Origin of the sequence: Azohydromonas lata, from assembly GCF_034427735.1 — a bacterium.
GTDB lineage: Bacteria > Pseudomonadota > Gammaproteobacteria > Burkholderiales > Burkholderiaceae_C > Azohydromonas > Azohydromonas lata.
The window spans coordinates 1-23,998 of sequence record NZ_JAXOJX010000096.1 but is presented as its reverse complement, the minus strand read 5'-3'; the positions used below and the strand labels follow the sequence as shown (position 1 = coordinate 23,998).

21 protein-coding genes and 3 pseudogenes are annotated in these 23,998 nt (G+C 65.7%); 16 read left to right on the top strand and 8 right to left on the bottom strand.

The genetic code is table 11. The features are described from left to right. Positions 1-712: 712 nt before the first annotated feature. Together SM757_RS31480 and SM757_RS31475 are read left to right on the top strand one after the other, a co-directional pair. Complete coding sequence (locus SM757_RS31480; protein ID WP_322468366.1) at positions 713-1,504, top strand: ParA family protein; 792 nt, start codon at positions 713-715, stop codon at positions 1,502-1,504. 19 nt (positions 1,505-1,523) lie between these two features. Beyond that, positions 1,524-2,693, top strand: a complete 1,170-nt coding sequence (locus SM757_RS31475) for a ParB/RepB/Spo0J family partition protein (protein WP_322468365.1) — start codon at positions 1,524-1,526, stop codon at positions 2,691-2,693. A 59-nt stretch (positions 2,694-2,752) separates the two neighbouring features. Here the strand turns inward: SM757_RS31475 and SM757_RS31470 are convergent. The 4 genes and pseudogenes from SM757_RS31470 to SM757_RS31455 all read right to left on the bottom strand — a co-directional run. Beyond that, positions 2,753-3,423, bottom strand: a pseudogene (locus tag SM757_RS31470) (helix-turn-helix domain-containing protein); the annotation flags it as partial. Between the two features lie 295 nt (positions 3,424-3,718). Continuing rightward, the gene (locus SM757_RS31465; RefSeq protein ID WP_322468367.1) at positions 3,719-4,135 is read right to left on the bottom strand and encodes an FAD-dependent oxidoreductase; all 417 of its coding nucleotides are present in this window, start codon (positions 4,133-4,135) and stop codon (positions 3,719-3,721) included. 55 nt (positions 4,136-4,190) lie between these two features. Further along, positions 4,191-4,247, bottom strand: a pseudogene (locus SM757_RS31460) (hypothetical protein); the annotation flags it as partial. A 60-nt stretch (positions 4,248-4,307) separates the two neighbouring features. After that, positions 4,308-4,580 (bottom strand): VF530 family protein, encoded by a 273-nt coding sequence (locus SM757_RS31455; protein ID WP_322468364.1) that lies wholly within the window; start codon positions 4,578-4,580, stop codon positions 4,308-4,310. Between the two features lie 153 nt (positions 4,581-4,733). Between SM757_RS31455 and SM757_RS31450 the strand changes: the two genes are divergently transcribed. From SM757_RS31450 to SM757_RS31430, 5 genes are all read left to right on the top strand, one after another. Continuing rightward, positions 4,734-5,006: a hypothetical protein gene (locus tag SM757_RS31450; RefSeq protein ID WP_322468363.1), complete on the top strand. Its 273-nt coding sequence runs from the start codon at positions 4,734-4,736 to the stop codon at positions 5,004-5,006. Positions 5,007-5,138: 132 nt separating this feature from the next. Further along, complete coding sequence (locus tag SM757_RS31445) at positions 5,139-6,005, top strand: PxKF domain-containing protein (protein WP_322468362.1); 867 nt, start codon at positions 5,139-5,141, stop codon at positions 6,003-6,005. A 303-nt stretch (positions 6,006-6,308) separates the two neighbouring features. Then, positions 6,309-9,101, top strand: a complete 2,793-nt coding sequence (locus SM757_RS31440) for an ATP-binding protein (protein WP_322468361.1) — start codon at positions 6,309-6,311, stop codon at positions 9,099-9,101. Continuing rightward, positions 9,098-10,555, top strand: coding sequence for an ATPase domain-containing protein (locus SM757_RS31435; RefSeq protein WP_322468360.1), 1,458 nt, complete (start codon positions 9,098-9,100; stop codon positions 10,553-10,555). Before SM757_RS31440 ends, SM757_RS31435 begins: the two co-directional genes overlap by 4 nt. Then, on the top strand, positions 10,552-10,929 hold the full coding sequence (locus SM757_RS31430; RefSeq protein ID WP_322468359.1) for a response regulator: 378 nt from the start codon (positions 10,552-10,554) through the stop codon (positions 10,927-10,929). The genes SM757_RS31435 and SM757_RS31430 overlap by 4 nt, the downstream gene beginning before the upstream one ends. Before the next feature lie 147 nt (positions 10,930-11,076). Here SM757_RS31430 and SM757_RS31425 read toward each other — a convergent pair whose 3' ends face one another. Both SM757_RS31425 and SM757_RS31420 read right to left on the bottom strand, forming a co-directional pair. Further along, the gene (locus SM757_RS31425) at positions 11,077-11,253 is read right to left on the bottom strand and encodes a hypothetical protein (protein ID WP_322468358.1); all 177 of its coding nucleotides are present in this window, start codon (positions 11,251-11,253) and stop codon (positions 11,077-11,079) included. Between the two features lie 7 nt (positions 11,254-11,260). Beyond that, positions 11,261-11,434: pseudogene (locus SM757_RS31420) on the bottom strand (integrase); the annotation flags it as partial. Positions 11,435-11,510: 76 nt separating this feature from the next. Here SM757_RS31420 and SM757_RS31415 point away from each other — a divergent pair. Then, positions 11,511-12,539, top strand: a complete 1,029-nt coding sequence (locus SM757_RS31415; RefSeq protein ID WP_322468357.1) for an IS110 family RNA-guided transposase — start codon at positions 11,511-11,513, stop codon at positions 12,537-12,539. A 155-nt stretch (positions 12,540-12,694) separates the two neighbouring features. Here the strand turns inward: SM757_RS31415 and SM757_RS31410 are convergent, their stop codons facing one another. Beyond that, positions 12,695-13,726 carry a phage integrase family protein gene (locus SM757_RS31410; protein ID WP_322468356.1) on the bottom strand — a complete coding sequence of 344 codons (1,032 nt, stop codon included), beginning with the start codon at positions 13,724-13,726 and terminating at the stop codon, positions 12,695-12,697. Positions 13,727-13,984: 258 nt separating this feature from the next. Next, complete coding sequence (locus SM757_RS31405) at positions 13,985-14,551, bottom strand: TetR/AcrR family transcriptional regulator (RefSeq protein ID WP_322468355.1); 567 nt, start codon at positions 14,549-14,551, stop codon at positions 13,985-13,987. A 320-nt stretch (positions 14,552-14,871) separates the two neighbouring features. Here SM757_RS31405 and SM757_RS31400 point away from each other — a divergent pair, with 320 nt between their 5' ends. From SM757_RS31400 to tnpA, 8 genes are all read left to right on the top strand, one after another. After that, on the top strand, positions 14,872-16,353 hold the full coding sequence (locus SM757_RS31400; protein ID WP_322468354.1) for an efflux transporter outer membrane subunit: 1,482 nt from the start codon (positions 14,872-14,874) through the stop codon (positions 16,351-16,353). An 8-nt stretch (positions 16,354-16,361) separates the two neighbouring features. After that, positions 16,362-17,495 (top strand): efflux RND transporter periplasmic adaptor subunit, encoded by a 1,134-nt coding sequence (locus tag SM757_RS31395; protein WP_322468353.1) that lies wholly within the window; start codon positions 16,362-16,364, stop codon positions 17,493-17,495. Then, positions 17,492-20,614 (top strand): efflux RND transporter permease subunit, encoded by a 3,123-nt coding sequence (locus tag SM757_RS31390; RefSeq protein WP_322468352.1) that lies wholly within the window; start codon positions 17,492-17,494, stop codon positions 20,612-20,614. Before SM757_RS31395 ends, SM757_RS31390 begins: the two co-directional genes overlap by 4 nt. A gap of 105 nt (positions 20,615-20,719) precedes the next feature. Further along, the gene (locus SM757_RS31385; protein ID WP_322468351.1) at positions 20,720-21,214 is read left to right on the top strand and encodes a GlcG/HbpS family heme-binding protein; all 495 of its coding nucleotides are present in this window, start codon (positions 20,720-20,722) and stop codon (positions 21,212-21,214) included. 74 nt (positions 21,215-21,288) lie between these two features. Continuing rightward, positions 21,289-22,182, top strand: a complete 894-nt coding sequence (locus SM757_RS31380) for an NAD(P)/FAD-dependent oxidoreductase (RefSeq protein WP_322468350.1) — start codon at positions 21,289-21,291, stop codon at positions 22,180-22,182. 57 nt (positions 22,183-22,239) lie between these two features. Continuing rightward, positions 22,240-22,617 (top strand): antibiotic biosynthesis monooxygenase family protein, encoded by a 378-nt coding sequence (locus SM757_RS31375; RefSeq protein ID WP_322468349.1) that lies wholly within the window; start codon positions 22,240-22,242, stop codon positions 22,615-22,617. Between the two features lie 84 nt (positions 22,618-22,701). Next, a complete protein-coding gene (locus tag SM757_RS31370; RefSeq protein WP_322468348.1) occupies positions 22,702-23,175 on the top strand; it encodes a methyltransferase family protein in 474 nt (157 codons plus the stop codon). Between the two features lie 294 nt (positions 23,176-23,469). Next, entirely contained in the window at positions 23,470-23,913 is a 444-nt protein-coding gene (gene tnpA, locus SM757_RS31365) for an IS66-like element accessory protein TnpA (RefSeq protein ID WP_322468347.1), read from the top strand. Positions 23,914-23,998: the final 85 nt, after the last annotated feature.

Below are 23,998 nucleotides of genomic sequence, written 5' to 3'. Positions count from 1 at the left end.
TGGGGTGATCCTGCCTGTCAGTGCATGGGAGCGGTCCTGCAATGGCGCACTCAGACGTTGTCGGTCCGCACCTTCATTCATCAGAAGGTCAGTTGGGTATGGCGGTTTCCCAGGCTGGGAAATGCCGTGGCCCACGGTGTAAGCCCTATGCCCCATGTCCTGCCGCCTTCTCGCTCGATACGAGCAGCGTGCGCGTCCGCGGACTGTGCTGCTCGCGCGGACTGCCGTTTCCTAGAAGGGGTAAGTAACGGACCGGGGGCACTGCCGCCGCGCCCCTTTGTCCTGTCGTTTCTCAGGCTGGGAAAACCTTGGCGGCCGAAGCTGTGGCGTGACCGGGACCAAGAGCCGCATCCTGGCAGCGGCTCACCGCCGCCCGCGGCATCTGACCTGGCCGGCACGGCGGCGCGTTCGGCCTTGCAGCTGCAAGAAAACGCTGGCGACTGTCTCCGGCAGGTATGCGCCCGGGGCAAAACTTTTCCCAGGCTGGGAAACGTGCTCGCCGGCCAAGTACCGCCGGCATGCCACCGGCGTATTCCTGGCGTGCCGCGTGAACGCCGCTGCGTTTCCCAGCCTGGGAAAACAGACGTTGTCTGCGTCACACAGTCATCTCAAGCATGGCCGACGAGCCGTCTACGCAACAGAACCAGATTTTCTTTGACGTTGAATTCATTTTTTTTTAAATTCCGCGCGCTATGTTTCTTCGAGGCTATTTATGGCGACTGTTATTGGCGTTCTGAATCAAAAAGGTGGGGTGGGCAAGACAACGACGTCGGTGCACTTGGCCGCGGCGCTGGCTGAGCACGGTGCCAAGGTGGCCGTGGTGGATGCTGACCCGCAAAACAACGCCAAGAAGTTCATCGATCGTGCCCGCAATGGCTTTCCCGCGGACGCGGTCAGCATTGCTGAGATGAACGTACCGCTGTCGGACGTGCTGGCCATGCTGGATGCAGAGTACGACTACATAGTCGTTGATGGTCCACCGAGCAAGCACTCTCCGGCGACGAAGGCCACCATGGCGGCGGCCGACGCGGTACTGGTGCCGGTGCGGCCGGCGTACGACGACATGGAATCCACGCAGGAGTTCGCCGACGAGATGCGCGCAACCTGCCAGGAGTTGGGCCGCATGCCAGTGGTACGCCTGCTCGTGACAGTGAACGAGGATTTCGCCATCAACAAGGTCGTCCGCACCGTCCTGCCGGGCGCCACGCACTTGCAGATGCTGCAGACCGTGATGCCCAAGCGCACGTCATTCCCCACGGCATCGCCGGCCGGCATTCCGGTGACAGCATTCACGGACAAGGTGGCCCAGTCCGCCACAAGGGAAGTGCGCGACGAACTGCTGGTGCTGTTGGGCCAAGCCGCCATGGGGCAGCCCAAAAATCCGCCCAAGCAGCCAAGTGCCGGCAAGCCGTCGGCCAGCGCCAAGAAGACCGCCTTGACCGGCAAGAAGAAAGCACCCACCCGCAGCCGTGCCGCCGGCGCGTCTGCGCTGGCCGGCCGCTGAGTGTTTGGAGATCGACGCGATGAGCAGCACCAAAACGCCCACCACGGATTCGCCACGCAAGCCCACCAGCCTGCAAGCTCGATTGCTGGCGCAGATCGGCCAAAACCAGCAGAGCCCGGTGCCGGTCCGGGACGGAGACAAGTTCGACGCGGCACGAAAATTGGAAGTCAGGACGGTCCAGGCCGCCATCAACGCAGGAGGCTCGACTGACGCGGCGTTGCTGCAGGGCTACCCGGCTGCCGCGTTGGTAGCCCAGGCATCGCCTTTAGACGCGTCGCAGAACCCGTACGCGCTAGCCAGGTACGTGCCGGGCATGGCGCTTCATGTAGGCATGCAGCTGGAAGTGGCGCTGGACGACTTGTTGGACAGCCCGGTGCAGCCGCGTGTCTTCCTCAATGCCGAACGGCTGCACGAGATGAAGACTTCGCTCGCCGAGAACGGGCAACTGCAGCATGCGCAGGTGCTGCTGCCCCTTTACGGCGAAAGCAAGCTCACGCTGCGCGAGGGGCACACGCGGCGCCAGCTACTGCGTGAGCTGGGCAAGCAAACCATGACGGTCGAAGTGGTGGAGCGCGGCAAGACGGAGGAGGACGAAGCCGTGCTAGCACGCGAGGTGAACCACCGTCGCAGCGCCATCACGATTTACGACATCGCCGTGCGTCTGGTGCAGTTCCTCGATCGCTGCAAGGCCGAGGGCAAGGAGCCCCCGCCGGGCCCGGCGTTGGCGCGCCGCTTCGGCCTGAGCAGCGGCAGCCGCGTGAGCGAGTACATGGCCATTGGACGCTTGCCGGAAACGGTGCTGCAACTGCTGTTTGACGGCAACGTGGGGCGCGGTTCGGCGTACCAGGTGGCGATGGTGCTCAAGCGCGAGGGCCTCAAGGAAGCCATGAGGCTGGTCAGCCGGCTCACGCGCGCCCCGAAGATTCAGGACGCGGTGGACACCGGGGAGGAAGAAAGCGCGGACACCGCGCCCAAGCCTGCGGCCCGGCGCCAGCGGACGCTGACGCAGGCGGTGGTGGACGGTCCGCTCAAGGGTGGCGTCAAGCTGATGAGCAGCGGCGAAGTCGTCCTCAAGCTCAAGCCGCTCCAGGCCAGCGACGGCGTGGCACTGCACAGCAAGCTACTGCAGTTGCTGCGCGAAGCCGGCATGGAAGTCACCGCGGCCACGCCGGAGTCCACGGCTGAATAGCGCCGAATGGCGGCGCGCGACGAGGAGTCCGTTGTGGCGGCGCGCCGGCTCGCGCATCAGTCCTGCAGTGTCAGATGGGCGCGCTCCAGCGGCCCTTGGCCTGGCCGGAGTTGGCGCACCAGCCCTCAATGTTGAGCTCGTGCAGCGCCCGGCCGAATTGTGTGACGCCACGGCCAGACGAAGTAGGCGAACGTCGACTCGGTGGGCACGAAATGCAGCTGCATCAGCCAGCTGGTTGCGTCATCGACGGAAACCAGCAGCGTGCACGATGCTGTCCGGTCCTCGAACCAGGCGTGATCGCTGCCGTCGATCTGCACAAGTTCGCCCAGGCACGCGCGGCCGCTACGGGGCTGGTGAACCGGCCCCAGGCGCTGCTTGCGTGGCACCCACAAGCCTGCGGCGATCATGAGTTGGCGCACCGTCTCCTTGCTCAGCAGCACGCCGTGGCACTCCTGCAGCTTCTCGGTGGTCAGGGTCGGGCCGAAGTCGGCGTAGTGCTGCCGGATCAGTCCAATGGCACGCTCAGCCAGCCCGGCAGGCAATTGGTGGTGCTGGCCCGCCCGCGCTTGAACGACAGCAGCCCCGCGGCTCCTTGAGCCCTGTAGCGCAGCAGCAGCCGCTCAACCTGGTGCCGGCTCAGCCCCAGCCGCTGTGCGGCTTGGCCCACCCGCAGCCCGCCATCAACCACCGCTTGGATAGTCTTGAGCCGGTCCACCTCCTGCATGCTCATCGTGAATGCAACATGACTAATTGGCCTCTACACACGGTGCCGGCTGCATCGGCCTTATGTGAAGTGCAGGGGCCAACGAACTCCATCCCCGATTTGTCGCAGCATCACCGGGCTCTCTTCGCCCATCGCCCTTCTCCTACACGACGCCATCTCCCCACATGACTGCGCAGGACAGCCGCAGTGAACCCTCGTGGAGGAGACACTGTCTCTGCCAATCCGGCATGCCCGGCTCAGCTTGGTGCGGTACCGGCTGGCCCCTGCGGCGGCCTGCCGTGGCGGCGTGCCGGCTCGCGCATCAGCACGAAGTCCTCCCGGCCAGGATGCTGGCGAACTCCACCGCGATGTAGCCGCCGCCAATGACCAGCAGCGTGGAGGGCACGTCGCGCAGGTCCAGCACCTCGTTGGACGTCATGGCCAGGTCTAGCCCTGGCAAGGCGTCCCGCACGGGCGAGCCGCCCGTGGCAACGAGCACGCGCTCACAGCGCAGGACGCGCCCGGCGACCTCCACTTCCCCGGGAACCCGCAGCCTTGCGCAGCCGTCCACGAGCTCGACGCCCGTGTCGGCCAGCATCCCGCGGTAGATCGTTTCAAGCCGCGCGATCTCGCGCGCCTTGGCGTCGGCCCAGCGCGCCATCTCGAAGCGGCCCGCCACGCCGGTCCAGCCATAGCTTGGGGTCTCGCGCAGCAGTTGCGCGTAGCTGGCGGCGTACATCATGAGCTCCTTGGGCACGCAGCCGCGGATCACGCAGGTGGCCGCCCACGCGGTGGGCCTCGGCGACGAGCACGCGCGCTCCGTGTGCCGCGGCACGGCGCGACGCCGCCACGCCGCCAGAGCCGGCGCCGATCACGACCAGATCGTAGGTGTCGTTCAAGGACAGCCCCCTTCACGGCGATGTAGTGCCCCAGCGCCGCGCTTCGCGCCGCTGCTCGCGCAGCATGAAGAGATAAAGGCTCTCCACTTTGTCCCGTGCCCAAGGCGTCTTGCGCAGGAATTTGAGGCTGGACGCCACGCTGGGCTGGCTGCTGAAGCAGCGCACGAGTACCCGCTCGGCCAGTCCGGCCCAGCCGTAGCGGTCGGCTAGGGCCGTGACGATCATCTCCAACGTGATGCCATGCAGAGGATTGCGTGGCTGGGAACTGGGCGGTGTGTTGTTCATCCTGCATTGTCGGCGGGCCTGCGCGCAGGCCGCATGGGCTGCCGGGCCAGTGGTCCCTGGCTGGGTCAGCAAATGCCCGGCTGACGTACATCAAGATTGCGAAACAGCAGCGGCGCAAAGTGGCGGCGCCCGCAACGGGCAAGGAGTCGCGCAATGAAAACCTTGCATGAATCCGCGCGCGCGCGCCTGCGCGCCTTGGTGCTGATCACCGTGGGGCTTGCCAGTTCCTGGCTGGCCGCCGTGCCTGGCACGGCCCATGCCGGTGTCGCCGGCACGGTGGTGGGCTGGGGCAACAATGATGAGGGCCAGCTGAACGTGCCTGAGGGGCTCAGCGACGCCGTTGCCATTGCCGGGGGTGGCTTTCACACGGTGGCGCTCAGGAGCAACGGCACGGTCGTCGCTTGGGGCTACAACTATGGGGGATAGACGGACGTACCCGCCGGGCTCACTGACGTCAAGGCGATTTCCGCCAGCCTCTTCACTTCGGCAGCGGTCAAGACGGACGGCACGCTAGTGATGTGGGGTGGCACCCCCGACATACCTGCCGGGCTCACCGGCGTGAAGGATGTCAGCTGCGGAACCTTCCACACGGTGGCGCTCAAGCGTGACGGCACGGTAGTGGCTTGGGGTTGGAACGGACTGGGCCAGACGGACGTTCCTGCTGGCCTCAATCATGTGCGGGCCATCGCTGCTGGGGACGGGCACACGGTGGCGCTCAAGGACGACGGCACGGTGGTCGCTTGGGGCGACAACAGCCAAGGCGAGACCACCGTGCCCGCGGGACTCAGCGGTGTACGGGCCATCGCTGCCGGGTACAGGTATACGGCGGCGCTCAAGGACGACGGCACCGTGGTGGCCTGGGGCGACAACAGCCAAGGCCAGACGTCCGTACCCGCAGGGCTCAACAACGTGCGCGCCATTAGCATCGGGACCCTTTACACGGTGGCGCTCAAGCGCGATGGCACGGTAGTGGCGTGGGGCTGGAACGAGACAGGCCAGGCCAATGTTCCCGCTGGCCTGCACAACGCCATGGGCGTGGCGGCCGGGGCCCACTTCACGATGGCACTCAAGAGCAACTACGAATTTGGTGGCTTGCTGGGCCCGGTGAACGCACCGCCCGTCGTCAACACGCTGGAAGCGGGTGTGGCAGTGCCCGTGCGGTTCAGCCTGGGAGGCGATCAGGGCTCGGACATCTTCGCCGGCAACTACCCCCGCTCAAGAATGGTTGCATGCCGTGCTGACGCACGGACGGACGAACTCGAGCAGGCCGCAACCGTGGATCACAGCAGCCTGAAGTACGACGCTGCCGGCAAGGTCTACACCTACTTCTGGAAAACCGACCCGACTTGGAGTGGCCAGTGCCGCAGGCTGGCTCTGCGCTTCGCCGATGGCATAGAGCGCACTGCGCTCTTCCAGTTCAGGTGAGTGGGCCCCGACCTGAACCGGGGCAAGGCGCAGCAGAGCAATCTCATCGCCGAAGCGATTGGAAGCCCTCTTTGCCTGGCGAACAAGGCCGGGCGGGGCGTTCCAAGTGCTTGTCATCGTTGAGGTCGTGAAGCGGCACCGATGCCAGACGATGTTTGCCCATCAATTTATTTATCAATGATTATGGGCAATTATCTGGGTTAGCAGCGTTCCCGCAATGAAAAGGTTCGATGCTGGAGAAGCGTTGCCGGGCATACAGCAGCGTCTGTAGGAACGCGCTCTTGTTCTGGGCTACGCTGCCGCGTGAACATCAAGCAGCCCGACAACAAGAGCGCAAGTTGGCCGTTTGCCGGCGGCGAAATGGCGCAGCGCGTGCGCACCCATGACTGGACCGCTACCCGGTTAGGGCCGGTTCAACAATGGCCCGGGAACTTGCGCAGCACAGTGCAGCTTCTGTTGGAGCACCCCTTGGCCGCCATCGTCTTGTGGGGGCCAGATTTCATCCAAATCTACAACGACCCGTTTCGTGAGCTCATGAGTTCCATGCCCGCGGCAAGCCTAGGGCAGCCAGCGCGGCAGTACTGGTTTGAGAGGTGGCAGATCAACGCTTCGGTCTGCGAGAGGGTGTGGAAGGGCGAGTCAGTCTCGTTCGACAGTGCGTACTGTCCCCTCTGGCGGCTCGGCGTCCTTGAAGATGCATGGTTCAAGCTCTCCTACAGCCCTGTACGCGACGATGCCGGCGTCGTGGCCGGCGTGTTCTTGACAATGGTCGAGTGCACGCACCTTGTGCAAGCTGAGCACGCACGGCGCCGCAATGAAGACCGCATGCGCGCTCTGAGTGCCGCCACTGCAGACATGATCTATTGCATGAGCGCCGACTGGAGCGAGATGCGTACGCTCCATGAAAGGGGCCTGCTGGCAGACGCCTCGCAGCCCGGCTGTGCTTGGCTGCAAAGGTACGTCGATCCGCAGGACCAGGCGACCGTGCGGCAAGCCATCAAGCAGGCCATTCAACACAAGACCGTATTCGAGTTGGAGCACCGAATGCGCAGAGCCGACGGGTCCATCGGCTGGACGCTGTCGCGGGCGGTACCGCTGCTTGATGAGCAGGGTGATATCCGCGAGTGGATCGGCGCGGCCAGCGACATCACGGAACGCAAGCGCGCGGAAGCGGCACAGCGCGAGAGCGAGGCGCAAATGCGGGCCATTGCCAATCTGGTGCCCGATCTGCTTTGGCGCAGCGATGCGCAGGGTGAGGTGCAGTGGTACAGCGAGCGCTGGTTTGAATACACAGGGCAGTCGCCGCAGGCGGCACTGGGCCAGGGCTGGGCCGACATCCTGCACCCTGAAGACCTGGCCGAGACATTGCGGCAATGGCGCGAGGCTTCGATGACCGGGCAGACCTATGCGCGGGAACATCGGCTGCGCCGCCATGATGGCGAGTACCGATGGTTTCTCACGCGTGCCGAGCCCTTGCGCGACCAGGACGGCGGCGTGGCCCTGTGGTACGGCTCAGCCACTGACATCCATGAACAGCGCAGCGCGCGCGAGTTGCTGGAGCAGCGGGTGGCTGAACGCGCGCAGGCGTTGCGTGAGCTGCTGCTGCATGTCGAAACGTTGCAGGACGATGACCGCCGACGTATCGCGCGCGAGCTGCATGACAGCCTGGGCCAGTTTCTTTCTTCGCTGGCGCTGTCTTGCAGCGAACTGAAAAACGCGCCTTCCGACCCCGCAATACGGGAGAAGTTCGGGACGCTGCACGAGCAGGTCATGCAACTGGACCGTGAGCTCGACCGCGTTATTTTCGTGCTGCGACCCACGGCACTGGAGGACTGTGGCCTGGGCGAGGGCGTGGCGGCCTATGTGCGGACGTGGTCCGAGCTCACCGGCGTGAGCGTGGATCTGGAGTTGCTGGGCTTGGATCACGACCGGCTGCCCACGCAGCTGGAGGCCGCGGTCTTTCGCGTCATCCAGGAGGCGCTGACCAACGTGGCCAAGTATGCGCAAGCCTCTCAAGTAAGCGTGAGCCTGGTGCGACGTCGTGGTCAGCTCGTGGGCACCATCGAGGACGATGGCCTGGGCTTCGATACGGCCGACGCCATGACACCGGCCGCCGGCCGCACCCACTGGGGGTTGCTGGGCATGCAAGAGCGCATCGAAGCCATGGGAGGAACGTTTTCCATTGAATCGCGTCCAGGTGCCGGTACCACGATCCTGTGGCGATTGCCGGTGACGTCCCGCGGCCCCGGCACCGAGGCCACCACGGTGGTGCAGGAGCCAGTGGCTGCCCACCGAGACATGGCAAGAAGCTGGAACTGGGTCGATGCCCAATCCCTTGCCCAAACCCTGCTGGGCAGGCTGGCCAAGGCTGAGGACGCCGTTCGAGCCCGAGACGACTTTCTGGCGATCGCGGGTCACGAATTGCGCAGCCCGATGAACGCGCTCTTGCTGCTGCTGCATGCCATCGAACGCATGCTGGCGCGGGACGACACCACCCGTGCTGCCCAGGAACTTCACCGCGCCCGCCGCATCCTGCAGCGTTTCGTATATCGGGCCACCGTGCTGCTCGACGTCAGCCGGCTCAACGCGGGTCGGTACGAGCTTCAAGTCGGGCCGGTCGACGTGCAAGCGCTGGTGGATCGGGTGCTGGACGCCTATGCACAAGAGGCTGCTTCACGTGGTTCGAACCTTCATGCCTGCGTCGAGCCCGGCATCACAGGGCAGTGGGACCCGCACGGCGTTGAGGAAGTCTTGTGCAACCTGGTCACCAACGCCATCAAGTACGGTGCAGGCACGCCGATCCACGTGAGCGCCGCCAAGGATGGAACCGATCGGGTCCGTCTCTCGGTCTCTGATGGTGGGCCCGGCATCGACCCCGTACACCGACAGCGAATCTTCGAGAAATTCGAGCGGGTGGTTGGGGCACCGGGCACCGCAAGTGGTTTTGGCATCGGGCTGTGGCTGGTGGGGCAGATTGTCCGGGCGCACAGCGGGAATATCGATGTCAAAGTCGCACCCCAGGGCGGCACGACCTTTGAGGTCACACTACCGCTTTTTCCAACGGCTGCCCGTTCCGCGCCGGAAACCGCACCATGACTTCCAACCCATCCCCCGGCACCCCGGGCCTGCCCCGCGTACCGACGGCCATTCCTGGGCTCGACGAGGTCATCGGCGGCGGCTTTCTCAAGTCAGGCGTCTACATGGTGCAAGGTACCCCGGGCGCTGGGAAGACCATCCTGGCCAACCAGATCAGCTTCACACTTGCCGCAGCAGGCAAGCCGGTGGTCTACGTCACCATGCTCGCCGAATCGCATGCGAGGCTCATGCAGCACATGAGCGCGTTCTCGTTTTTCGACGAGAGCTTGGTGCCGGAGCCCGTCTACTATGTCAGCGCCTTCAATGCGCTGCGCAACGGAGGCTTGCCCGGCGTGGTGAACCTGCTGCGCGGTGAAATGCGCACCCACAAGGCCCAATTGTTGGTGCTCGACGGCTTGGTGATGGCGGCCAATGCTGCTGCATCTGACGAGTCGCTGAAGCTCTTCATCAGCGACATCCAGGCGCACTCCACATTGACAGGCTGCACAACGCTGCTGTTGGCCAGTGACGATGCCGACCGGCCCGTGTCAGCAGAACACACCATGGTGGACGGCATCCTGTCGCTGCGGGAGTGTAGGCTTGGTCCCCGGCGCGAACGTACGCTGGATGTGGTGAAGTTCCGCGGCAGCAGCACCCTGCGCGGCGCTCACTCGTTCCGAATCGGCGCCTCCGGTATCACGGTGTACCCGCGTCTGGAGTCGGCTCGGCGCGACTCGCCGGACGCTGCCATCAAGTCGTGCGGCCTGTCCACTGGCATCGCCGGGTTGGACCACTTGATTGAGATCGGTGGTTATCCGCAAGGCAGCGTCACGGTCCTGTCGGGGTACTCGGGCAGCGGCAAGACCAGCATCGGCCTTCATTTCCTCGCACGTGCCACTGCCGACGAGCCGGGACTGTTTTTCGGGTTCTACGAGTCGCCGGAATTCCTGCTCCAAATTTCGCGGTCGCTGGGCGTGGACTTGCAGCCGCTGGTGGACGCAGGGGTCCTGCACTTTGTGTGGCAACCTTATGGAGAGAACCTGCTCGACGAGCTGGCCGCTCGGCTGCTGGAGTCCATCCGGCACACCGGTGCCAAGCGGGTCTTCATCGACGGTCTAGGAGGCTTTGCCGCGGCCACCGCCTACGAAGCTCGTGACGGTGGCTTCTTGGCCAGCTTGGCCAACGAGCTCAGACGCTCAGGCGCGACGTCATTGATCACGGCGGAAAACACGAGCGCCGAGCGTTCGTCCTTTCCCCTTAGCACGCCAACGATGTCGGCTCTTTGTGACAACATCATCAGGCTCGACGTGCAAATCGAGCGCAGCGTGCAGCATCGCATGTGGATCGGCAAGGTGCGCAACAGCCGCTACGACCTGCGCGTGCGCGACTTGGTGCTCACAGCCACGGGCTTGGAAGTTGTGGACTGTGCAACATCAGTGGACTCCACCACTGCGAAAGACAGGACCAACGAGTGAGCCCGCTGCGCATCCTGGTGGTGGACGATGAGCTCTCCAACGCGGAGGTTCTTGCGCTCATCCTCCATGAAGAGGGATTCCAGGTCACGGTGGCGGGCGACGGACGCCAGGCGCTGGAACGCATCGACGAAGCCGCACCTGAGTTGCTCATCACGGATTACATGATGCCCGGTATGAATGGTATGGAACTTGCGCGAGCCGTGCGGCAACTGCCGCAGTACCGCAATGTGCCAGTCCTTCTGATGAGCGGCGCTGCGGCATCGACATTGAGCACCCATGCCAAGAGCTTTGATGCCTTTTTGCGTAAGCCGTTCGACATTGAAGCCTTGCTGAAAGCGGTGGAACTGCTGCTGGCACGTCCGCCTGCCCAGTAACGCGGCGGGCCCTGGCCTGCAAGTCGGATCGCAGTGCGGGGCGACGTCAGCGACAGTATCAGCGCAGCGTCTGTTCTTGGAATTTTTTGCCCAGATTGGTCCGGTAAATTGACATGTTCCCTATGTGGCGTACCAGTGTAGGGTTTATCAGGGCCAATCCAAATTTGATGTTACGCCCGTTGAGATGCCGGCGGTTTTCAGATTTCCCTCCCAGAATAACGCCAGCGTTTGCGTCATGCGCCATTGGCCTGCAGTTACCCAGGTTTGGATAAAAATCTTTACTACCTCGGGCACGCTGATGCCAGTTCGAGTAGGGGCGTCCATTCAATTACTCCAGCCCGTCAGCGATCACGCGCAGCAGCCGCCACTCGGCCTGCGAGAGGCCGCGGCCGGCGTCCAGCGGCGCCGTGGATGAGGCGCCGCGCACCTTCATGCCGGCAAACGGGTTGGCCAGCACGTAGCGCTGCTCGACCAGCCAGCGAAACAGCGCCCCCAGCACCGACACCGTTAATGAGATGGTCAGCCCGGTCCCTCGCCGCGACGTACCCTGCGAGGTGCTTTCTTACCCCGTGGAGGTCATCATGGGCGACGTCTCGCTGATCGGTATCGACCTGGGCAAGCACAGCTTCCATCTGCACGCGCAGGACAGCTCGGGGCGCATGGTGTTTCGTAAGAAGCTGACTCGCAGCCAGTTATTGGCGCAGCTTGGGAATTTCCAGGCATGCACCGTGGCGATGGAGTCCTGTGCCGGCGCCCACTGGCTCGCGCGGCACCTTGCTGCCATGGGACACCAGCCCAAACTTATCCCGCCTCAGTTCGTGAAGCCCTTCGTGAAGGGCAACAAGAACGACTTCGCCGACGCCGAGGCGATTTGCGAGGCCGTCGTGCGGCCGAACATGCGTTTCGCAATGCCGCATACCGAAGCGCAGCAGGCCCTGTCAGCGCTGCACCGGATGCGTGAGGCACTGGTGGGGGACCACACCTGCACCACCAACCAGATCCACGCGTTCCTGCTCGAGTTTGGCATCAGCCTTGCCAAGGGCAAGGAGGCCATCAAGGCACTGCCCGTCGTGCTGGCCCGGCACGAGGATCTACCGCCGGCAATCGTTGATGTCCTGCTGCGACTGCAGGCTCACCACAAGTACCTCGACGGCCAGATCGCCGATGTAGACCGCGAGATCAGCCGCCAGCTCAAGGCCGACGAGCACAGCAATCGACTGCTGGAGATACCAGGCATTGGCCCGGTCACGGCCAGCGCGCTCTCCATCGAGCTCGGTGATCCGCACCAGTTCAAGAATGCTCGCCAGTTCGCCGCATCGATCGGTCTTGTTCCTGGGCAGTACAGCACCGGGGACAAGCCCAAACTCTTAGGTATCAGCAAGCGAGGCGACAAGAGGTTGCGCTCGCTTCTCGTGCTGGGTGCACGGAGCATCATGAAGCACATTGAGCGACGCACCGATGTCCTTGGACGTTGGGTCTGCGCCATGCTCGCACGCCGGCATTCCAACGTGGTGGCCTGCGCGCTGGCCAACAAGCTCGCCAGGATCGCGTGGGCAATGCTGGCCAGAGGAACGCACTTCGACGCGGGCCGATCAGCAATGGCCGCCTGATGCGGCAAGGCGACTGGCTACATCCAATCCCACCTGGTTTGCGATGGCAGACGACGTGATGGCGTGAATGGCTCAACAGCCCGGCAAGAAACCTGAATCAAGTACCAGCGGTAATACGCTGCAGCGTTTTTGAGGCTTGCCAGGCACGGTTCTCATCATGGAGCGGGCACACCGTTGCCCAAGACGACTCCGGATAGATTTGCGCAAGCCCTCATCACATCACCACCAAGCTGCTTTGCAAAGACCGGGCTGACCATAGAGTACTTGATGGAGCGCGCTGACAACGCCCCGGCTAACGGCCGCCACTCCGGCGAGTGGCGCGGGCGCGGCGGCCCGATCCAGCGCGCCGCGGGCGCGGGTCGGCGCAGGAAGGCGGTGGCATCCTCGGTGGCCAAAGACGACAGCGCCTTGCCTCGCTCCAGTACCGCCCAGAGGATGAGTCGCTCGGCTTCCTTCCTGTAGACGCGGCGCGTGGCCTCGGACTCGTGGCGCTCCAGCCAGGCCTGCACAGCGGCGTAGTCGTCACGGGCGTCGAGTGCGCAGGTCTCGCGCGGGGCACGGAAGCGCCCCTGCGAGCCGTCGAGCTCCTGCGGCAGAGCGATGCGCTCCCACGGCTGCACATCCAAAGCCGGCACCGCCACCAGCGCGCGGGCGCGCTCGGTGAGCTCGGGGTGCGCGGCGAAGAAGGCCTCTACCTGGCGCGCGCCCGTGGTGCCCAGCCCCGGCACGGCTGTCCACCAGCGCCGCCGGCGCGGCACCCGCAGTGTCAGCGCCGCCAGCGTGTCGATGCCCGCGGCCTGCAGCGCGGAGGCGATGCGCGGGGGCAGCCAGCGCTCCACCCGGTCGCCGATGAGTGGTTGCGGCGGGGGCAGCGCGCGCAGCGTCTCGATGGCCTGCGCCACGGTGCGGGCGTGGGCCGCGTCGCCGCGGTGCTCCATGGCAAAGGTCTTGGCCAGGTCGGTCCGCTGGCGCGAGCGCGCCAGGCGTTGCAGCTGGCGTCGGGTGCCACCGAGCACGCCACGCGCCGATGCGCCATCAACCAGAGCATGCGGCTGGTACTGCTCGACCGCAGAGCGCGCCGACATCTCTTCGTGCCAGGCACGCAGCGCGGCCAGCGCGGCGGTGTCTGGTAGTGCGTCAGCCGCGGCCGGGGCGTCGCTTATTTTGCCGGAGGCACGTTTGCTCATTCGAGCATGCTATAGCTATAAGCAAAGTTATCACTATAGAAGCTTTTGTGCGACCGAATTGCCCGTCGTGATGGCCGCGTCGATCTCTGATCTCCAATGAGTACGATGCTTCTTCACCGGATCCGCCCCCGCAGCACACCATTCGACCGCGAAGAAGCAATCGCTCCTGAGAAGAGCGACTGGAGCAATCCGGTCTCATCCGGCAAAACCGCCTCCGGCCGCCGCCCGATCACGTCCCAGTGCCTTGGCGCGCTACATCTACGCGCCGTAGGCCGCCATGAAGACCCGTACGGCCTCGCGCACAAGAGCCTTGTTTTCCCGGGAACTCGGCATCTCCAGCTTCAGCATTCCGCGGATGTGACCGGAGCCCAGGAACATCGACAGGAACAGGTCCGCTGCCTGGAGCGGGTTGTGCACCTTCAGCGTGCCCGCCGCGTCGGCACGGCGCAGGTATGCAGCCAGCTCGCCGTTCACACGCTCCGGGCCCTCCTTGTATAGCGCACGGCAGACTTCCGGCTGCGCCCCCGCGACGCTGTAGACAGCGCGCAACGCGCCCAGGGCGTCCCCGCGCGCCAGTGCGAGAAACCGGGCGCCGATCGCCAGCAACGCCTTCTCCGGCTGGTCCGGGTCCAGCGCGCCGGCGCCCGGGAAGCCAGCCACCACCGTCGCCGACCTGTCACGCACCCACGCCTGGAACAGCCCCTCCTTGGAGCCGAAGTTGTTGTACACGGTCGTCTTGGACACACCGGCGTCCGCGGCGATGGCATCCACGCTGGCACGCTCCAGGCCATGCTCGTTGAAGTGCCTTTGCGCCGCTTCCAGCATGCGCCGGCCGCGCTCGGGATCGCGTGGCCGCCCGCGTTGGGGCTTGGGAGCGGGGACTGGGGGGCGGGCCATGGGCAGATTTAGTGGATTCGACAGTTCACTATAGCTCACACCCAATATTGGAATTGTAGTCCAGTAACTGACGGCGACCAGAGCGGCCCACATGACGCAACAGACGGTCGACTGGACCCATGGGCAGGGTGAGCCGCGCGAGAAGCGGGCCATCAAGCATGGCGGACTCGTGGAATATTAAGTGAACTTGACGGTTCACTATCTCAGCTGCACATTACTGAACTTGTAGTCCAATAAACAATCAACCCATGACTTCCTCCTCCTGGCGCAGCCGTGGGCCGGCCTCCCGGGCAAGCCGCCTCCTGTCGCTCGCGGCATGGGCCGTGCTGTCGGCGTGCTCGACACCCCCCGTGCAGCCTCCCGCGCCCTCGGTGCCCCTCGCGGCAGCCTTTGCCCACAGCGATGCGGCACAGGCGGAAGGCGCAGCCGCGGGCGCTGCGTGGTGGGCCGACTGGGGGGACTCCACTCTCACCGCGCTGGTTGAGGAAGCGCTGGGCGCCAACCAGGACATCGCCATCGCGCTCCAGCGTGTCGCCCAGGCCCGTGCGGGCTCGGATGCCCAGGCCTCCCGCCTGTGGCCGGCGGTGGGCGTGCAGGCTTCCACATCGCGCAGCAGCAGCGGCTTGCCTGCGTCTGTGAAGCAAGGGATGCCCGACACGCGCGCGCTGCGCGCCGGAATCGACGTGGCCTGGGAGATCGACTTGGCAGGGGGCGTGCGGGCTGCGCGCGACGCAGCCCAGGCCGACACCACGGCGGCGGCTGCAGGAGTGCAAGGCGCCCGCCTGCTGGTCGCCAGTGAGGTAGCGCGCCAGTACTTCGTGCTGCGCAGCGCCCATGAGAGGCTGAGCATCGTGCAGGCCCTGGCGAAGGCGCAACGGGACACCGCCAGCCACGTGGAAAGCCGGCTGCGCGAAGGCCAGGCCAGTGCGTTCGACCACGACCGCGCGCGCGCCGAAGCCGACGCGCTGGATGCCCAGGTGCCGGCGCTGCGGATGCTGGTCGGCACCACGCAGACCCAGCTGGCCGTGCTGCTCGGCCGCAACCCGTCGGCGCGCGTTGTCGACGCCGACAACGGCTTCGCGTGGCCGGCGGCGCGTGCCATCGCGGCGGGCCAGCCCAGCGAGCTTCTGAGGCGCCGCCCGGACCTGCTCGCCGCCGAGGCGCGCGTTGGTGCCGAGGCGCTGCGCACCGCCGAAGCCCGGGCCCAGTGGTGGCCCAAGCTGTTCCTGAGCGCATTGGTGGGTCGCGAGGACTTGCGGCTCAACGCGCTCGATCTCGCGCCGGTTCACTTCTCCAACGTCGCGCTGGCCTTTGCGATGCCGATCTTTAACGCCGGCCGGATCGATGCCGGCGTGCGTGTGCAGTCCGCCCGTGCCGGCGAGGCTTTGCTCGTCTGGCAGAAGGCGGTGCTGCTGGCGGTCCAGGAGGTCGAGGACAGCCTGCTCGTGCGCTCGCAGGAGGCCGAGCGCAACGCGGCCCTCGCGCTCACCGTCGAGCACCGCCGCCGTTCGCTGCAGCGCGCCGAGTCGCTGCAGCGCGAAGGACAGATCGACCTGCTGGTTCTGCTGGACGTGCAGCGCTCGGTGCTGGCCAGCGAACTGGTGTTGTCGGAGAGCCGCCTGCAGCAGGCGCTGGCCGAGGTGCAGCTCTACAAGGCCCTGGGCGGTGGGTTTTCCACGACGCAGCCCGGCACCGACATGACTTCACTTGCCGCAAGGACGCCGCGATGAACGACTCATTGAACAGCATCTTCCCCGTCCTCTCGCTCTCGAGCATCGCGGTCGCCAGCCTGCTGCTGACGGCCTGCAGCGAACCGCCCGCGCCAGCCGCCATCGTGAAGCCGGTCTTCGTGACGACCGTGACACCGGCCAACTCCGCACAGAGTCGCAGCTTCACTTCTGTGATCCGTGCCCGCGTGGAGACCGAGCTGGGTTTTCGCACCGCCGGCAAAGTGATCGAACGACTCGTGGAAGTCGGTGACAGCGTCAAGGCAGGCCAGGTCCTGGCCCGTCTGGATCCGGCCGACTACCAGCTGGCCGTGAAGGCGGCAGCTGATCAAGTGCAGGCCGCGTCCGTGGACGCGCAGCAGGCCGCTTCCGACGAGGCGCGCCTGCGCCGGCTGCTGGTGGACGGATCGGTAGGCGCCGCCGACCACGAGCGGCAGAAGGCGCGTGCCGCCGCCGCCGCAGCGCGCCTGGACCAAGCGAATCGCCAGCTCGAGCTCGCGCGCAATCGCGAGGCCTACGCCACGCTGGTCGCTCCCTACGCCGGCGTCGTCACGACGCTGCGCTTCGAGCGCGGCCAGGTGGTAGCGGAAGGCCAGCCCGTGCTGTCGCTGGCCCGTGACGGCGAACGCGAGATCGTCGCCGAGCTGCCCGAGGATTGGGTCGGCCAGGCGCGAAGCCTGGTCGCCACGGCGGCCCCCTGGAACGATCCGAAATCGCAGGTCCGCCTCGTGCTGCGTGAACTCTCGCCGCAGGCCAGCGTGCAAGGCCGGACCTACCGCGCGCGGTATTCAGCCGCTCCTGAATCGCGCGCGCCCATGGATGCGCTGCCGCTGGGCAGCACGATGCAGTTGACGCTGTCGGGACCTCAGGCCGGCCCTGCGACCGCGGTGCTGCCCGTGACTGCTTTGCTCAAGGGCAGCGGCCCCGCCGGCGTGTGGACCCTGAACGCCAAGGGTTCGGGCCTCGTGTTCACACCGGTCCAGGTGGTGGCCATCGACGACGCCACGGTTCAGGTCACGGGCCTGACCACGGGCAGCAAGGTCGTCAGCGTGGGCGCTCAGAAGCTCGATGCGGGCACTGCCGTGCGCGCCATCGAGCGCACCCCCGACTGTGCGACGGCCACTGTTGCCAAGAGCTGTTCATGAAGCGCTTCAATCTTTCGGAATGGGCCGTCACGCATCGGCCCATGGTGCTGTTCCTGATCATCGCGACGCTCATCGTCGGCAGCCTGTCGTTCAGCCGCCTCGGGCGCCTGGAGGATCCCAACTTCGACGTGCCGCAGATGACGGCCATCGTCGTGTGGCCCGGCGCCACCGCGCAGGACGTGCAGGACCAGGTGCTCAACCGCATCGAGCGCCGCCTGCAGGAGCTCGATCACTTCGAGTACGTGCGCAGCTTCTCGCGCCAGGGCTACGGCGGCATCACGTTGTGGATGAAGGGCGGCAGCAGCAAGGAGGAGCTGCAGAACGCCTGGTACCAGGCGCGCAAGAAGATCGGCGACATGCGCCAGGAGTTTCCCGAGGGCGTGCGCGGGCCGTTCTTCAACGACGAGTACAACGACCGCTACAGCGTGCTGTATGCGTTGAGCGCACCCGATCTGGCGATGGCCGAACTGCTGACGCTCACCGAGGACGTGAAGCGCCGCCTCCAGAGCGTGCCCGGTGCCGCCAAGGTGGACGTGCTGGGCAAGCAGGCCGAGCGTGTGTATGTGGAGTTGTCGACCCGGCGCCTGGCATCGCTCGGCATCGCGCCGACGGCGGTGTTCGACGCGCTGGCGCGCCAGAACCTGGTGACGCCCGCCGGTTCGGCCGATGCCACGCACGACCGTGTGCAGGTGCGCGTGGACGGCGCGCTCAAGAGCGCCGCGGACGTCGCCAACGTGACGCTGGAAGTCGGTGGCCAGTTGCTGCGACTGGCCGACATCGCCACCGTGCGCACCGGCTATGAGGACCCGCCCAGCTTCAGCATCCGTCACAACGGCGTGCCGGTGCTGGCCATCGGCGTGACCATGCAGCAAAACGGCAATGTGCTGGACTTCGGCAACGCGCTGGAGCAGCGGCTGGCCCAGATCCGCCAGGAGATCCCGGCCGGGATCGAGATCCAGCAATACGCCGACCAGCCGCGCGTAGTCGCGGACTCGGTCTGGGAGTTCGAGCGCTCGTTCCTGGAAGCGCTGGCGATCGTGCTGGCCGTCTCCTTCCTGTTCCTGGGCTGGCGCACCGGCATCGTGGTGGCGGCGTCGGTGCCGCTGGTGCTGGCGCTGGTCGCGACCGTCATGCACGCCGCCGGCTGGGCGCTGGACCGCATCTCGCTGGGCGCGCTGATCATCGCGCTGGGCCTGCTGGTGGACGACGCCATCATCGCGGTCGAGATGATGGTGGTGAAGCTGGAGGAAGGCTGGGACCGGCTGCGCGCCGCTACCTACGCCTACACCTCCACGGCGTTCCCGATGCTGACCGGCACGCTGGTCACGGCCGCCGGATTCATGCCGGTGGGTTTCGCCAAATCGATCGCCGGACAGTACGCGGGCGGCATCTTCTGGGTCGTCGGAACGGCGCTGATCCTGTCGTGGCTGGTGGCGGTGGTCTTCACGCCGTACCTGGGTGTGCTTCTGTTGCCGAAGAACCTGGCGAGCCCACACGAACAGGGCACGCACCACGACCCCTATGACTGGCCCGTCTACCGCCGGCTGCGCGGCATCGTCGACTGGGCGGTGCATCGCCGGGCCTGGGTGCTCGCCATCACGGTGCTGGTCTTCGCCATGTCCGGTGCCGGCATGCTGGCGGTGCAGCAGCAGTTCTTCCCCACCGCCTCGCGACCGGAGCTGCTGGTGGACCTGCGCCTGCGCGAAGGGGCGTCGTTCGCGGCCACGTCCGCCCAGGTGAAGCTGCTCGAGGCCCGGCTCGCCAAGGACCCGGACATCGAGTTCTTCACCGCCTACACCGGCGGCGGCACGCCGCGCTTCTATCTGTCGATCCAGCCGGAATTGCCGAACCCGGGATTCGCCCAGTTCGTCATCAAGACGGCGGGCATTGAACAGCGCGAACGGGTGCGCGCGCGCCTGATGGACCTGTTCGCCAAGGACGAGGCCTTCCCAGACGTCAATGCGCGCGTCACGCGCCTGGAGTTCGGCCCGCCGGTGGGCTTCCCGGTCCAGTTCCGCGTCATCGGGTCCGACAAAGCTCAGGTGCGCGAAATCGCCTACCGCGTGCGCGACACCGTGCGCAAGAGCGCGCTGGTGCGCGACACGCAGCTGGACTGGAACGAGCAGGTGCGTTCGGTGCAGGTCCACGTCGACCAGGACAAGGCGCGCCTGCTCGACCTGTCCAGTGCCGACATCCAGGGCTTGGTGCAGACCGCGCTGGACGGTGCGCCGGTGACGCAGATCCGCCGCGGCGAGGAACTGATCGACGTGGTCGTGCGCGCCTTGCCCGAGGAGCGCAAGAGCATCGGCCAGCTCGGCGACCTGCAAGTGTTCTCGCGCAACGGCGTCGCCGTGCCGCTGTCGCAGTTGGCCCGCATCGAGCCGGGCTTCGAGGAGCCGGTGCTGTGGCGGCGCAACCGCGACATGGCGCTTACCGTGCGCAGTGACGTCGTCGATGGCGTCCAGGGCCCGGACGCCACCGCGCACATCCGGCCGTCGCTCAAGCCGATCATCGACAGCCTGCCGGCGGGCTACCGCATCGAGGAAGGCGGTGCGATCGAGGAGAGCGACAAGGCCAACGTGGCGCTGTTCGCCGTGTTCCCGGCGATGTTCGCGGTGATGCTGACCTTGCTGATGATCCAGCTGCAGAGCTTCTCGCGGCTGTTCATGGTGTTCATGACGGCACCGCTGGCGCTGGTCGGCGTGGTGCCCGCACTCCTGGTGTTCAACGCGCCGTTCGGCTTCGTCGCGCTGCTGGGCGTGATCGCGCTCAGCGGCATGATCATGCGCAACTCGATCATCCTGGTTGACCAGATCGACCAGGACATCGCGCGCGGCATCGCACCCTGGGCCGCCATCGTCGACGCCACGGTGCGGCGCTCGCGCCCGGTGGTGCTGACGGCCGCAGCGGCGGTGCTGGCGATGATCCCGCTCACGCACAGCGTGTTCTGGGGACCGATGGCCATCGCGATCATGGGCGGCCTTGTGGTGGCCACGGCGCTGACCCTGGTCTTCGTGCCGGCGCTGTACGCCGCCTGGTTCCGCATCCGGCGGGACAGCCCGGCGCAGGCATCGGCTACTGCGCCGATCGTTGCCACGGCCGCACCCGCAGGCCATTGAAGCCGCGACTTCTTCTTCCTCAACCCCGAACGAAAAGGATCAGACATGTTCGCCACTCGAAGGATCTTCGCTGCCGCCTCCCGCACTCGCGCTCGAGGCGTTCACATGACGGGCCTGGGTCTCATCGCCGCGGTGGCCGCCGGGATCTCCGCACCCGCGGCAGCGCTCGAACGGCTACCCGTCCTGTCGCTGGAGGTGGCCGAGAAGGCAGCGAGCGCCTGCCGTCAGTTGGCAGTGCAGAAAGCCTGGCGCATGAACATCGCGGTGGTCGACGCCGGTGCCCATCCGATCCTGTTCCAGCGCATGGACGCTGCCTTCCTCGGCTCGGGAGACATCGCCCTGCGCAAGGCGCAAGCCTCGGCCAACACGCCATTCCCGACCCGGGCCTTCGAGGAGCTCTCCTTCGGCAAGGACCACAAGGGCGGTGGCGCGATGCCGGGCCTGGCCTTGGCGCCCGGCGTCCTCAGCATTCCGGGCGGCCTGCCGATCAAGGTGGGCGAGGTGCTGGTGGGCGCGATCGGCGTGAGCGGCAGCATGCCCGACAACGACGAGGCCTGCGCGCAGGCCGGCCTCGATGCGATCAAGGACCTACTGAAGTAGCCGGTTCAAGCATCACCGGGCGCTGAGCGTGATCCCGCATGGCAACCCCCTCGTTCAACACGGAGCTCATCACCATGGATGACGTCATCATCATCGGCGGCAGCTTTGCCGGCCTCGCCGCCGCCCTGCAGCTCGGCCGTGCCCGCCGCAAGGTCACCGTTCTCGATACCGGCCTGCCGCGCAATCGCTTCGCCGGCCACTCGCATGGCGTGCTCGGCCACGACCACAAGCCGCCGCTGGACATCCTGGCCGAGGCGCGGCGGCAGCTGGCGCGCTATCCCACGATCAAGCTGGTGAGTACCCGGGCCGAGAGCGTCTCCGGCGCCATCGACGATTTCACCGTCCTCACTGGCGACGGTGAAAGCCTTGCGGCGCGCCGCCTGATCCTGAGCTACGGCGTTGTCGACCAGATGCCCGCTGTTCCAGGCTATGCCGAAAGCTGGGGCTCATCCATTGTGCCCTGCCCCTATTGCGATGGCTTTGAAGTCGCTGGCCAGCATTGGGGACTCGTCTGGTCCGGCCCGCAGTCGATGAACCAGGTCAGGCTGTTCCACGATTGGACCGACAGGTTGACGGTCTTCGCCGATGGTCACGACATTACCCCCGATATCCGGGCCGATCTGGCGCGCCGCGGCATTCCTGTCGTCGATGGCCGGATCACCGAAATCGCCAGTCACGGAGGTCGTAATGCCACGGTAAAACTCGATAGCGCCCCCGATGTCGCCGTCGACATTCTGTTCGCGCATCCGCGCACCAAGCCGTCCGCAAGCCTGCATGAATCACTCGGCCTCGCCACGGTCAATACGCCAACCGGCATCGCCCTCAAGGTGGACGAGCGCCGCGAAACCAGTATGCCCGGCATCTACGCCGCCGGCGACCTCGCCAACCCCGGAATGCCCTCGGTCACCACAGCATCATGGCAGGGCGCAACGGCCGGCATCTCCGCCCAGCAGTCCATGCTGGCTTGAGTGCAAGCAGCATCGATCACGCCGGTTTCAATCTCACAATAGAAAGGAGCGCCACCCATGGCCGCCGTAAAACCATTCGAACCTCTAGACGAGAAATTTCCGTTTGACCGCCAACTCGGTATCGCGGCCGCGCCTCTCGTGCTCATCAACCTCTTCACGGTCGATGCCGCCGACGAAGCGGGCTTTCTGGACGCTTTCAAGGCGGCTGCCGAGATCATAACGAAGCAACCGGGCTTCATTTCCATGCAACTGCATCGAGCGATCGGCGATAGCCCGACTTACCTGAACTATGTGGTGTGGGAATCCACCGAGGCGGTCCGCGCCGCCTTCACTGATCCCGAGTTCCTCGCGAAACTTCCAGCATATCCGTCATCGGTCGTGGCCAGCCCGCACCTGTTCCAAAAAGTCGCCGTCCCCGGCTTTTGCACGGCCTGACTTGGGAAATACGGGAAGGCGCGATGACGGGTATCTCGGCCCAGCAGTTGATGCTGGTTTGAGAGCGCAGATTGGAGGATGAGCATGGTCAACGAACGCGACAGCGCCGGTGTGCGCTTCCCTCCTCCCTTCGTCTATCTGGGAGCGCTGCTGTTGGGGCTGGCGGCGGAGCGGTTCGTCACCCTGCGCTCTTTCGGCATCGACTGGTGGTTGCTGGTCGCGACGGGCACGCTGCTATTGGTCGCCGGCGTGGCAATGATGCTTTCGGCGGCGGGGATGTTCCGGCGGCTGGGCACCAACGTTCCGCCGTCGCAGCCAACGACCCTCATCGTAACGACCGGTCCTTATCGGTGGACCCGCAATCCCATGTATCTAGGCATGGCGCTGATCTATGCTGGCCTTGCGATCGGCTTCGACGGGCCAATCGCCATCGCCTTGCTCCCGTTGGTGCTGATCGCGATCCAGACGCAAGTGATCGCCCGCGAGGAGCGCTATCTCGAAGCGAAGTTCGGCGACGACTACCGCCGCTATAAGGCCAAGGTTCGCCGCTGGCTCTGACGCCCACCCCTTTCAAGGTGGCCGTATAGCGAGCACGCTGCGCCTCTGACGCACCCAGTAGCAGGAGGTGTGTGATGACGGTGGTGGATGCTGTCGTGGAGCGCTTTGCGCACCACTCACCCGTGACGCTGATGGTACGGCTGGCACTGCAGCGGGCGTTCGATCCACGCTGGATTGACGAAGTGTTCGCTCAGCACGCCCAGCACCAGTACGGTAAGCGGTCAAATAACCACGCCTTGAGGACCCAGGCGGCTGCTGAGAAGGTACGTGCCCACGTAGGCAGATGGGCACGTAATGTCAGAGAGCTATTTTTCCGAGCTGGCCAAGCGGCTGGTGGTGGGCCACAAGCGCGACGGGCGCTGTGTCTATGACGAGAAGGCCAAGCACGAGCTGGTCCTGGCGTGCCGGGAGCCTGGCGCGTCGCTGGCCAAGGTCGCACGCGCGTGCGGCGTCAATGCCAACTTGCTCGCCAGTTGGATCCGGAGATTCGAAGGCTCAGTGACACAGAGCTCTCCACCCAGCGGTGAGATCGTGGAGGCTCAGGCATCGGACTTCGTGCCGGTGCGTATCGAACCTGTCGAATCTGCTGAGCAGCCCATGGCCGCGCCGGTAGTGAACTTGCAGGCGCGGCTGCCCAACGGCGTCGTGCTGGACCTGCGCGGTTGTGACCTGAGCCAGGCGTGCAGCGTGATCGAGGCGTTGGGGAGGGTGCGGTGTTCCGCTTCAACGAAGGGCTGAAGGTCTACCTGCACCGCCCGGCGGTGGACTTCCGCATGAGCATTATTGAGCCGGCACTAATGAACTTGAATCAGGCGGCATAGCA